5 protein-coding genes and 1 pseudogene are annotated in these 13,002 nt (G+C 62.7%); 3 read left to right on the forward strand and 3 right to left on the reverse strand.

The features are described 5' to 3' along the window. Window positions 1-67: 67 nt before the first annotated feature. Window positions 68-10,267 (forward strand): LysM peptidoglycan-binding domain-containing protein, encoded by a 10,200-nt coding sequence (locus EN846_RS24305; RefSeq protein WP_135859331.1) that lies wholly within the window; start codon window positions 68-70, stop codon window positions 10,265-10,267. A gap of 17 nt (window positions 10,268-10,284) precedes the next feature. Here EN846_RS24305 and EN846_RS24310 read toward each other — a convergent pair whose 3' ends face one another. The 3 genes and pseudogenes from EN846_RS24310 to EN846_RS24320 all read right to left on the reverse strand — a co-directional run bounded on the left by EN846_RS24310 (window position 10,285) and on the right by EN846_RS24320 (window position 11,458). Continuing rightward, complete coding sequence (locus EN846_RS24310; protein WP_245509034.1) at window positions 10,285-10,980, reverse strand: substrate-binding domain-containing protein; 696 nt, start codon at window positions 10,978-10,980, stop codon at window positions 10,285-10,287. 93 nt (window positions 10,981-11,073) lie between these two features. After that, a pseudogene (locus EN846_RS35930) lies at window positions 11,074-11,208 on the reverse strand (LysR family transcriptional regulator); the annotation flags it as partial. A gap of 64 nt (window positions 11,209-11,272) precedes the next feature. Then, entirely contained in the window at window positions 11,273-11,458 is a 186-nt protein-coding gene (locus tag EN846_RS24320) for a hypothetical protein (RefSeq protein ID WP_127392398.1), read from the reverse strand. Between the two features lie 237 nt (window positions 11,459-11,695). Between EN846_RS24320 and EN846_RS24325 the strand changes: the two genes are divergently transcribed. After that, on the forward strand, window positions 11,696-12,346 hold the full coding sequence (locus tag EN846_RS24325; RefSeq protein ID WP_245493512.1) for a type III secretion protein: 651 nt from the start codon (window positions 11,696-11,698) through the stop codon (window positions 12,344-12,346). A gap of 17 nt (window positions 12,347-12,363) precedes the next feature. Further along, complete coding sequence (locus EN846_RS24330) at window positions 12,364-12,996, forward strand: hypothetical protein (protein WP_128346939.1); 633 nt, start codon at window positions 12,364-12,366, stop codon at window positions 12,994-12,996. Window positions 12,997-13,002 lie beyond the last annotated feature (6 nt).

The raw sequence follows: 13,002 nt of genomic DNA on the forward strand, positions 1-13,002 counted from the left end.
GTTGCTGTCTGGGCGGGCGTGACGGCAGCCAGGCTGCCGGCAACAGTGATTCCCGGAGGTCGTCCAGATGGTTCGCCCGATAACGCTCACCAAGCCGCCGGTCCAACCGCAAAAAGTCGACGCCAAGGCAAACGCCGCGCAGGTTGCGCGGCTGGAGGCGCAGGCAGTGCAACTGCGCGAGCAGATCCGGCTTGCCAACAGAATGGGCGAGCGCGATTGGGCGGCGCAGGCGCGCCAGCAACTGGCGCAGGTGAATAGCGAATTGAGTTCGCTTCAGCCGCCGCCGGTCGCGGTTCCGGCAATGCCGGGCGTCAATGTCGTCAACGCCAGCGCAGGCACGTCGGGCAATGGCGCGACGGTGGCGCCAGCTCTCTATGTGCGACCCGATCTTGCCGCAACCGCCGCGACGGTGAAACTCGATGGGGGCCCGGCCGAAGAGAACCCCAAAGACGCGACGACCGCCCGCAACATTGTCAACGACGTCACCGGCGGCAAGAGCATCGACCAGATTGCGTCCGCTCGCGGCATGACGCGCGAACAGGTTATCGCCGCGCTCAGGTCCGGCGGGATGACCGTGTCGACCACCGACCCGACAAGCGGCAATGGCGACGTGCAGACGACGAAAATCACGGATGGCAGCGGCCGCACCGTCACCCAATATTACGACTACCAGCACGACAGCTACTATACGAGCGTCCAGGCACAACCCAATGGCGCGGCAACCACCACGCCGGTCCGCGACGGGCTCGGACGCAAGGAGACCAGCAGCTACAATCCCGATACCGGCGCCATCACGACGCGGTATGAAGACGATCTCGGCACAGGCACCGTCACCGAGCGGACGTCGATGCCCAACGGGACCTCGGTGGAAACGGTGACGCCGGGCGCCGGCCCGTCGCTTCCCGTCACCACCGTCACCGGTCCGGACGGCCGCAAGACCATATTGGCGGCCTCCCAGGATCCGGGCGGGGCCAGCACGCACAACATCAAGCAAGACCTTGCCGATGGGAAGAGCATCGAGCAGATTGCGCAGGAAAACGGCCTCACCAGCGACCAGGTGATCGCCGAATTGCAGGCCGCCGGCTACAAGGTGACGGCCACCAGCAGCAGCGACGCGCAGTCGGTCGAGCTCGCCGATCCGCGCACCGGCGACAAGACGGTCTACTCTTACGACTATCAGCACGATGTACGCACCGTCACGACGACGGCGGACGGGAAAAAAACGTCGCAATCCATCGATGGCAACGGAACCGAAACCAAGACCGTCACCGACGAGGATGGCCGGGTGACGACGACCATCACCGAGAAGATCAATGGCGGCAAACCCGTCGAGTACGAGGTCAAGCCGGGCGACAACCTGACCCTGATCGCACGGAAATATGGCGTATCGCTCGACGATCTCAGGCGGACGAATCCCGGCCTTTTCGATTCGGCCCGTGATCCGGACGTCATCAACGCCGGAGAAAAGGTCACCATCGAAAACGGCACGCGAACCACCGTGAAGGTCACCTTCAACGGCTATACGCTGACCACCAGGCCCGATGGCAGCATGACGTTGCACAACGACACGACCGGCAACGACCTGAAGATCGAGGTCGGCACGGCGCAGCAGGCGTTGGCCGAACTGTTGATGAAAATCAACCCGCAGAGCAAGGATCCCGAGCAGGCCAAGACCGACACGGTTCTCAAGACGATTCTGGAAGGAGTGCTCGGCGGGGCAAGTCCTGAGCTTGCGCAAGAGGTCGCAGATAAGCAGCAAGCAGTAAAGGACGCGATCAAGCAATATGGTGGCGGAAGGCCGGCGACGCCGAATCTCGACGGCAGCGCCACATCGGTTGGCCCGTTCGGCGAGCCGCCATCGGCTACGGCTCCGTCAGGCGGCAAGTGGGTGCCGCTGATGGTCGACGGGAGCTGGCAGTGGTTTGATCCGGAAGTTGCCAAGGCGATCGCCGCCGAAAACGCTGTGATAGCGCGTCTCGGCGAAGCACAGGCAAAACCTGAGCAGAGCGGGGCCCAGCTCGACGTCTATGCGCTGGATCCCGAACTTAAGGGAGCCGTGAAGAGCGCCGAGACGACACTCGATAAGGTGCTGGCGCCGTATGGGCTGCAATGGCAGGCCCCCGAGCCGAAAGGCACGCTGGCGGATGCGCAAAAGCGGCTGACCACCGCCAACAGCATGCTGCAAAGTGCCAGCACTGCCAGGGCCGAGTACGCACAGGGCGAGAAGAGCCTCCTTGATGCCCTGGGCAAGCAGGCAACCCTGCCGATGCTCAGCGATCCGAGCAAGCCGTCCGTCGGTCCTGTCGGCGGGCCCAGCCGCGAGGTAACCAACCTGCAGGGCAAGGCCGAGCACGCGGGGGTGACGCAACTCTTCATCAACGCGGCGCTGCACACCGCGCGAGGCAACAAGGCCACCATCGACCAGATGGTCAGCGCGACGGAATTGGAGCTCTACGGCGTCAAATCCGGGAGCCCCGAGTATACAGAAATCAATGGCAGGCTTGAGGGACTGAAAGGCCTGCAGGGGCCGGCAGCCAGCCAGGTGACGCTGGCTGAGGCGTATGAGGAATTTGGCGTCGCGCAAAAAGATGCGGCCGACCTTGCCGTGGATGTCGAACCGATCAAGCAGGCATTGGTCGCCCAGGCGAAGCAGAGAAATCCGCACCATTTCGATTGGGACGGCTACACGAACGGCGAGGGTGACTTCACCGGCAAACTGAAATCGCAGCAAGTGATCGAGGAGAATGGACAGCTCTATCTCGTAAACACCTATGAGAATGATGTTTTCAGCGACAAAGACGGCAACGACACGCCAGTCCTGAAATATGCTCTGACATACGATCTCGGCGACAAGAATATCCGGGACGATTTCCGCAACAATCCGCTCAACAAGCAGTGGCAGGAGCTGCTGGCATCGACACAAAGCTCGGCTTCGGCGCCGGTCTGCACGCCCAATGGGACAGGTTCGCAATCGGCGCTGGCGGCGGCCAAATCCAAGATCGTCGGCGTGCAGGTCGAGCAGTTCGACGCGAAGCTCAAAGATGCGAAAGCCAAGCTCGTCGACGCGACGACGGCTCGCGACAAAGCAATCACCGAGCATGGCGGGGGCACCGTCGAAGCGCCTGCCGGCACACTGCAGCCGGGCGAGAAGCCGGTAAAGGTCACGGTGAACGGCCGCGAGCTTTGGGTCGCACCGGAGGTTGCCGCTGCCTACGAAAAGAGTGGGCCGGGCGCAATCGGCGCCAGCGGCAAGTCGGTCCGGATCGAGATGGATGGCCAGTGGCTGTGGGTGCACCCCGAAGTGGCGGCCGCGGAAATCGACAGGGGTTTAGCAGAAACCGAAAAGACTCAACTGGAGACATGGAACAAGGATGTCCGCCCCGCGATGGTGGCGGCGCGCGATTGGTACGGCTTCTACGCAAGCAACCCCAAGCTTCTGACCTATGGCAACGAAGAGCATGAGGCGCGGCTCAAAAACACGTATTTCGAGGAGCACAAGGATCAGGCGCTCGCCGGCTACCAGGTCAGGCTCAAGCAGCTGTACGACAACGGGTTCACGGGCGAATACAAGCAATACAAGCCCGGCGAGCTCAGCGGCACGGTTGCCCGCACTCTCGGCCTCGACGAATCGAGCGAGGGGGTCACGAAGGTTACCGGAGAGATCACCGACCGTGCCGGCGAAAACGCGGAGGTCAAGGTCGTGCCGATCTTCTCGCTGGATGGCGGGATGGAATCGTCGACGGCATTGTTCGCGATCAAGAACGATGGAAAAGAAATCGGCTATGTCGACAGCTCCGGCAAATACTACGGCAGCTTCGACGAATTCCAGCATGAGAACCGCATCTTCAGCCAGAACGGCAAGCTGATCCTGGCCAAGGGCGGCGACATGAAGCTCGGCGCCGATGGGTTCTCGCTCGACGAGGTGGAGATCGCCGACGCACGCAAGGTTGATTTCTGGGACAAGGCCACCGACATCGGTCTTGGCATCGTCGCCGGCGCCGCCACCATCGTCTCGTTCGTTCCGGGCGGTCAATGGGCCATTCCCATTGCGATCACCTCCGGCGCGGCTCTTGGCGGCAAGACGCTCTACAGGGAAGGCGAGCACCTGCTTCAGGGCGGCGACTTCGACAGTCAGTCGGCCTGGAATGTCGCCACCGGCGTGACCGCGTTCCTGCCCGTAGGGGCCGGCGCCCTGCGCACGTTCGGCCTGGCAAGGGCCGGCCTGTCCACGTCCGAGGCGTTTGCGGGCGGATTCGGCATGGCGCGCATGAGCGACGCCAGCTGGGGCATTGGCAAACTCCGCGTAAACGTAACGCAATCCTCTTATGCCGAACAGGCAGCGAGCTATCTGCAAAGCGGCAGCAAGCTGACCAACACAGCCTGGGGCCTCGATGCCGGGGGCGTGGTCACCGGTATTCCGGTGCTTGCCAGGTCGGCGGAGGATCTGGCCAGGCACGGCGGTGAAATGTCATTTGCCGAACTTGCGAACGCCATCATGGGCATCGGCACCGGCGCGGTCGGCACGGGCCTTGGCGGCCGCTCGTTGCTGTACAACATGCCTGGAGCGTCCGGTCCTCGGGGCGGCGACGCGACTCCCACGTCAGGCTTTCCACCGCCGGGCGGACCGGATTCGGGGCCGGGACCGCGGGCGGTCTACGCGATGGGCCAGGACGGTGTTTACAGGCCCACCGGCGAATACGTCATGCCGGACCCGAATGAGATCGTTATCCAGGGCGAGGTGATCGGCGAAACCAGCGGCCAGCCGGGGCCCGGTTTCAGCGCTCGGGAGGGGGCCGGAAATCCAGTTGGTCAGCGCGCGCTGCCAGCCGGCAAGTCAGAGGGCCAGAACCAGCCGCCATCGACTGGTGACAAGACTGATCCCTCAGGCAACAGTCAGCCGTCGCGGCCGATCGTCCTGCACGAGCCATTCGAAGGCGCTGGAAGCGGTGACCCGACGATGCTGCCGGGCCGCGATCCGGATGGCTTGGCCGTGCGAAGCCCAGCCAACCCCACTGACGGCGATCCCATCATCGTGTCGAACAAGCCGACCGTGACAGAGGTCCCGGTGCATCTCGTGTGGGATCCGGAAACGCGCAGCTTCACTGGCACGCCTGAACGCGACACAGGCGGGTATGTCTACACAAGCGGCAAGGATCCCAAAACGCCCTCGGCCTATCTCGACGGTTTGACCACCGAACAGCTGGTGACCCGCTACGAACAGGAGAAAAGCTACTATTCCAGCCATGAGCTGGCAGAACGCTATGGCCCGGATGGCATTCCAGAAACAGCGCGGGGGACGGTGGACGAAAGCGCAGCGCCTGGCGCCAACCCGCTGGCAGGCGTCGAGCCGGCCAAACAGAAGAACTGGGGAGATTTCAGGATATCCGCGCTCGGGCGGGTCCGGTTCAACTCCGACCCGGCAAACATGGCCGTCCATTCGATCCCGGGTATGCCTGAGGCCCTCCAGTTGGGATCGCCGACCTGGCGGTCATACATGGTGGGCCTAGGGACACGCACCGATTATCGTGCCCTTTGGCAGTCATTTGCCGACAGCGTCAAATACCGGTCGCTCGAACCGGCACGCTATAGTCTCGGCAAGGAACTGGGAATCTCCATTCGCCCGAACGAGCATCGCAACATCACGCTCGCGCAGCTCGGCCTCAAGGTTCAGCGCCAGACGGCTTTCCAGTTCAAAGGTCAGGATTTTCTCGACGCGGCACGTCAAAGGCTGTTCGGCGAGGCCTCGGATTCCGTCTTCACGGTCATGCCGCGTTCTGCCAGCGTTGAGGGTCCGGCAGGGAACCAGGGTTGGGCCGTGGAGCTGACATTCAGCCTCGCCCTTCGCTCAAAGTCGGCAATTTTGAAGGACGGTGAAAGCGACTTCTTGCGTCAAACGGAGGACGGCAAGACGGAATTCTCGGAGTTCCACGGCGACGTTCCGTATCGCAAAGTTTACTTGGAGGACAAGTATTACCTGACGAGCTTGCTAAGCGTCGAGAAGCGCTACGAAGTGGCGATGGACGCAACATTTCCCAAGGGAACGATCGTCAATTCAGATTTCGTCGACGCGAACAAGGGAGTGCTTGACCGCCTGCGACTGAGGGCCCAGTTCGTCGTGAAGGACGAGCATACGGCGCAGGCGCTTGCCGACAATCCTGACATGAGCACGATCCGGGCACTGGTGGCGTCGGGAGAAATCGATGCTCAGAAATCGATCTTGTTCATTCCTGGCTCGGAAAGCGGGATGCGGCAATCTGCTGTTCCCGGCTTGGCACTGGGAGAGACAATTGTCGATCTCACGGGAAAAAGTCGGCGCGTGTGGGATGCCGGCGCAAGCCGGCTCGAGGTCATCGTCAACGAGGCATTCCACAAATTCCTGCCGAGTCCAGATCGCATTCTCCTGCGCAAGCTGCCTGCGCCCTACAATCATTATGTTCGCTCGGGCGGTCCGATCTATGTCAACCTTTTCGGCAAGCGTGAGGCTGTCGCCTCGACACTTGACGTCACGCTTGCGGTGCGGAGCCCGGCGCTCAAGTTGCGCGTGCCCTCCGTGCCGTTCCTCCAACTGCCATTGGCGTTCACGGGCGAAATCAGGTTCTTCTACCGAACGAATTTGCCTGAGGTCGCCCCGATCGTCGCGAAGGGCGACTTCGTTGGACGTGAATTTACCTTCGCCGACAACCTGCCTGTGGAAATAGTGGTTCCGCGCTGGCTGCATGAACTCGACCAGCGTGCCGACAGCGGCGGAGGTCTGGCATTTCCGAGAGGCGGCAAGGCGTCTTTCGGAAAATGGCTGGATGAACTCGAAACGACCGCGACACCCGGTCAGAAGGCCGATATCGAGGCGTTCCGCCAATCCACGTTGCTGTCACTCAAGGATGAAGCCTTCATTCCACCTGGCGCGATGAGCGCCATCCGTGACTTCCTCGAGACACAGGCAAAACCAATTGAGATGCCGCCGCCGGAATTTGTCTATCTGGCGCCATCCGACCAGCAGCAGGCGCTTGCGCGCTGGTATCAGGAGCAAGGGGTTGCTCCTTCGCCCTCGGACAGGCCGCTTTGGTTTCGACGGCCAGCACCGCCGGCAGGTAACACTGCGCCTGGGCAAGACGCGGCCGCTGGCGCCGCCAACGCTGCGTCGGCCGGTAAACGCCCGCCAAGAACCCTGCAGCTTCAGGACGAGAGCGGCAATGTGATCACCGCCACAATGCTGGGCAACGGACCGAACAGTCCGGAGCAGGTTTATGTGCCGCCGGCCGACGGACCAAAGGCGCGCGGCGACGAACCGGAGCTGATGGACAAGTCGCACATTCTTTATCGGGACCCGGAGACGGGCGAAGCATATGTCCTGCCATGGGTGCGCGGCGGCTCGCAGGACCACGTGCCGGGCAGCCAGGGACGGCCGGAGGGAGAAGCCGTGCCGCCGCAGGCAATGCCGGCGAGGAAGGCCATCGAGGCGGCGCCGCCGACCACCTATTCGCTGCAGCAGGTGCGCAACATGCGGCAGCCTGAAAAATGGAAGGCCGGCGAGACCTACACACGCGAACTCAACGGATCGCTTGGGGAGGCGCATTTCCCGGTCGCGGCCAATCCGGACGGCCCGCATCCGGTCTTCGGCGAGGGCGGGCGCTACGTGGATTCGCCTGTCTTCAAGAGCCCTGACGTGATCGAGGCCATCGAGGTAAAGACCTACCATCGCTGGACGACCATCAACGGTGTCGCCCAGATGCGCGAAGTGCCGCTGACGCCAAAACTGCAGGAGCAGATCAACAAGGATGTGGCGCTGCGCAACGAGAACCCCGCCTATCAGCCGCGCTGGGTTTTCCTCGATGCGCCGCCTTCCGCGGAATTGCAGCGGGCGCTCGACGATGCGGGAATTGTCGGCAACATCTTCGGACACAGCAAGCCCGCTACGGCAACTCCGCAATCTCAACCGGCGTCGAGCCAGGTCGCCGCGGGCCGCACCATCCATCTCCAGGACAGGAATGGCGAGGTGATCGTCGCGGCAATGCTGGGCACGGAGCCGAGGAGCCCGGAACAGGTTTATGTGCCGCCTTCCGACGGGCCCCGCGCCCCGGCCGATGCTCCGGAGGTGCAGGACAAGACGCACATGCTGGTCTACGACCCCGACACGGGCGAAGCCGTCGTCCTGCCCTGGATACGCGGTGCCTCCGGCGGCCACGGGCTGACCCGCGATGGCGTCAGGGCTACTCCGCTTGACCAGGTGCCGGGTCTCGTCATGGGCGATTTCCAGCCGAACCAGGTTCCATGGCTCAAACGCGAGCAGGTGGCCGAGCTGACGCAACAGCAGTTCCGCGACATGGATCAGGCCGGATTGCTGCCTTATCTGACCAAGGTCCAACTGCGCGGTATCCCGAAGGCCAAGATAGGCTATGTCAACATCGCGGGGCTCGACGCGAAACAGGTTCCCTGGCTGACCGAGGGTCACATCCGGAATCTGAGCGACCAGCAGTTCCGGGAATTCGGCAAAGCCGGTTTGACGCCTCACCTGACGAAACCACAGGTGCGCGCGATCAAGGGTGACATGGTCGCGTTCGTCGATGTGCCGACATTGGAAGCGCGCCAGGTTCCGTGGTTCAAGCCCGGCCAGGTCGCGAAGTTCACGTCACAGCAATTTAAGGAACTGGGCGAGGCCGGATTGCTGAAGAACCTCACCGAGCGCCAGGTTCCGGCGATCCCCGAAAGCATGATCGATTCGCTGGATGTGGCGAAGCTCGATCCCAAGCAGGTGCCGTGGCTGACCGAGAAGCAGATCCCGATGCTGACGCGCGATCAATGGGGCGCTTTCACGGTCCACCACATCGAAACCCTGATCCAGCCGCAGATCGAAGCGGTGACACCGAAACAGTTCGAGGAAATGAGTCCCGGCCAGTTCCGCAAGTTCACGCCTGAGCAGTTCGGGTGGATGAGCGGGGATCAGACGAACGGCCTTTCCGTACTGCAACTGACGACCTATCGCGCCACCCACAAGAAGGCGATGACGCCGGATCAGGCCGCCAGCGTCGATCTGGCCCTCAGCCATGCCAGGATGCGCGAGAACGCTCAGGCGCTCGCCACCTTTGGCGGCATGTCGACCACTTCTTACATGTTGTGGAGTTCGTTGCCGCCAACCTGGAGCGCGACTGCCGCAGCCGTGGCATTCGGCGTGCGAGGCTTCGTGTTCGGCACGCAGGCGATCTTCCCCAACGCAACCGCTAACAACAAGCCGTTCGGGAGATTTCTCAACGCGCTCGGCGGGGCCACGTTCATTGCAGCGGCGCCAGGTGCCGCGACCGGGATGATCCAGGGCAAGGATCTTGTCGTCAACAGCACGTTTTCGCTCGGCAACGTCGTCTATGGCACGAAGTCGATGCTGCAGTCGTTCACCGGCAGACCGGTGATCCGAAACGTGGCCGAACATCTGGCTGGACCCGGTTATGTGCTTGGCTGCGCCGTCTATACGTTGCACTCCTGGCCGGCGCCGATCGCCACGGTCGCCGGCTCCTTGTTCACGTTCGGCTGCGCCGAATTCTGGGCATCGGCGATACGGACGGACCGGATGAATCGCCGTTCGGTGCCGCGAACCGATGCCGATATGGCGGCGGCGGAAAAGTCCGACAAGAGATGGGGTGCGTGGGATCGGTGGACGCTGGGCATAACCTTCGGCGTCGGCATGCTTCTCTTCTCGCTGGACTCGCTGCTGGCGAAGCCTTGGGAGGGCGCGCCGGCCTCTCCACCCGATCCGAAAAAACCGGACGGCGATGCCTCGTCCCAGCAACCCGATGATCCTTCGGATGTTCCGCCGCAAACCCCGCCCGAGGACTTCCCGCAGCTCGTCGTGTCGGCGGATGACGGTCTGAATTTGCGGACAGAGCCCGACGGGGATTCGAGCGTGGCGACGGTCCTGCAGCCCGGCACGTTCGTCGAACAGACCGCGAAGCCTTCGAGCGACCCGTCAGGAGAAGCCTGGATACCTGTCGAAGGTTTCGGGCCGGACGGCAAAATGCATAGCGGCTGGGTTTCCAGCGACCATGTCGAGGTTCATCTCGACGGCAGCAGCAATGCCCAGGGCCGCACGAACCCGACGCTGGAGAAGGGCGGCTATCAGTGGGTCGAGGTCAAGAGCGGCGACAGCATTCGCCTGATCGCCAGGACGCATTCTGCGGATGTGGCGGAGACGGTGGTGCTCAACATGGATCACATCCTGAGCCCGGATCAGATTTTCTCGGGCGACCGCATCTATCTGCCGGTCACATCGGTTGGCTGAGGAGCGGCCGGCTCAGTCTAGTCAGCAGGAGCCTTGCCGATCCTTGCGGCATAGGCGTGTGCGACACAGGCGGCCAGCTTCGCCGCCCGCTCCGCGATCGGATTGGAGGGCTCGGAAGAGTAGGAGGCGGTAAACCGCAGGTCGGACGGGTGCCATTCGCAATCGATGATGCGCAGTTGGCCGCCTGCGGCATAGTCCCGGACCACTTCCTCGGGGAGAGAGGCTATGCCGATACCGTTGATCGTCATCTTGATGGACGCGGCCAGCGAATTGGCCGGAAAGATGCGCGGCGTCTCTTCCAACTCGCCGGTCAGCTTGCGGTAAAGCTCGCTGTAGGGCGTTGTGGTGCGCGCGTAGCTGATGATGGGAAATTGCATCAGATCGTTCAGCGTCAGCTTGCGCCGGTTCGGCAATTTCAGCTGCGGCGAGCACACCCAGACGAGCGGAAAGGACGGCAGTCCGATATTCTCGATGCTGTACTCCAGAACCGGGCCCATCAGCACCGCAAGATCGAGTCTATGCGACATGAGTTCGTTGCGAAGGGTGGTCGTCGCGTCAACGACGATATCGGTGTCGATCAGCGGATAGTTTGCCTGCAACTCCTTCAGGAAATCCGGCAGCCAGGTGTGCACGATGGTTTCGGCAACGCCGAGCCTGAGCACTCCCGCCGTTTCTGAAAGGGAGTTGGCCGTCAGCTGCAGCCTTTCCGCCACGCGCAAGACGCGTTGCGCGGGCGGCAGCAGCCGCTGTCCCTCGGCAGTCAGCCTGACGGTGCTGCTTTGCCGCTCGAACAGCTTGGCACCCAGCGCTTCTTCCAGGCCGGCAATTCGGGTGGATACCGCCGGCTGCGTTGTGTTCAGCCGTTCGGCCGCCTTTCGAAAGCTTCCGAAAGTCGCCACCAGCAGAAATGTTTCGAGCTGCTTGATGTTGAAAGGGATCACGATTCAATGCCGGACAATAATCTGGGCGCCGATCTTCACTCGGTCATATAGGTCGATGACGTCTTCATTGGTCATGCGGATAGCCGCTGTTCGATCGAGCCTGCGCCGGCGCCATGGCGACAGTCAACGTGGCAGCAATCAGAACTGATTCACCCAAGCTCTGGGCGAGGCTCAGCCCGATCGACGTCCAGCGCCCCGGACTTCCGGTGGGAGCGTCCAGACGCGCGACCAGGTTCTTGCTTGCCGCCACCGAGGCCGATCCTTCCCATCCAGGCATTGAATCCGGCGATCACGAAGCGGTGATGCCTGATTCCAGCGCGCACCATATCGCTTTGCTCGCCGTTCGCAACATTTGGAACCAAATGCACATGAGCAATCCAATTGGACTTCCAATTTTGCGGTGTGCACGATAAGAGGGAGTTGGCGGGTAAACCAATGAGACAGGCGAGGCGGGTCATCGCTCCGCGTCGTCCTGTGACAGGATCAAATGTTGACGGGACGCGGTACCTGCCATGCGCACTGGTTGTCGGGAGCCAAGGCTGTCTTCGCGGCCGGCGGCCTCGCGATGATCCTGGCGCTTGGCCTCGCTTCGTCTCGGGCGAGCGCCGCCGAGCCACGCTGGCCTGCCGGTCCTTACAAATACATCACGGTCGATCAGTCGGTGACGGACGCGCTGATCGAGCTCGGTCGCAACATGGGGGTGCCCATGCGTGTCGGCAAGCTTGTGAAAGGGCGCCTGAGCGCCGGCATGCCGGTTGGAACTGCCCGCGAATTCCTGGAAGAGATCTGCAATCGGTACGGCCTGGTCTGGCATTTCGACGGCATCGTCATGAACGTCGCGACCGAGGCTGAAGTCCAGACCGAGATGATCCCGCTCGATGCCAACACGGCTGCCGGCGCGGAAGATCGGCTGCAGCGGTTGGGCGTCATCGATCCGAGGTTTCCGATCAAGGTTTCCAGGCAAGACGATGTCGTCTCGGTGTCGGGGCCGCCGTCCTACGTCGAACTCGTGAGGAAGACGCTCGGAGTTCCTGCCGCATCGAGCCCGAAGCGGGAGCCCGGCAAGGTCGTTTCGATCCGCGTTTTCCGCGGCGGCAAGCTGGCGGAGACACAGAATGTGCCCGTCACACCGAACTGAAACAGGAGGCCAGGTTCATGCAGATCGCGCCGATTGGAGCCCTGGAAGCAACGCTGGCAAATTTGACCACCAGCATAAGTTCGCAACAGCAGATCACCGCCGGCGCGGCAGCGCAGCCGGGCAACCGGATGGTGGGCGCCAAGCAGGAAAAGCACGATGTCGCAAAGGCCAGCACGCCCGACCGAGGCGATGTCGCCACGCCGGCAGGTCGGCAGGTGGCGCAGGCATCGTCCGGCGCCAATCCGGCAATGGCCGGACAATCCGCCAAAGCGGAACGCACCGAGCCGATCGTGGAGCGCCAACTCTTCGACTATCTGGCCGAGGCGGAGAAGGCAGGGGGTGGGGCGCTCACCGATCCGTCGGCACTGTTCGGTTCCGCCGTTCGGTCGCTTGAAGGAACCATGCAGCAGGTCCAGAAAGCCCTCGGCCAGGCGAACGCCCCGGTGAACGCTGAAGCAGCCTCGCTGCAGGAGGCCACCGGCAAGGCGGCGCCGTCGGGCAAGGAAGGCGAAAGCGCGCCGGCAAAGAACGCCGAGCAACTGCTCGAGCGATCGATTTCGGTGATGTGGGCAGCCGCCAATCTCGAGGTGGTGACGAGCAGCGTGACCGCCGTCACGTCGTCCACCAGCACGCTGATCAAGCAACAGTAAGCGCTA

The sequence above is a fragment of the Mesorhizobium sp. M4B.F.Ca.ET.203.01.1.1 genome (assembly GCF_004791025.1).
Taxonomy (GTDB): Bacteria; Pseudomonadota; Alphaproteobacteria; order Rhizobiales; family Rhizobiaceae; genus Mesorhizobium; species Mesorhizobium abyssinicae.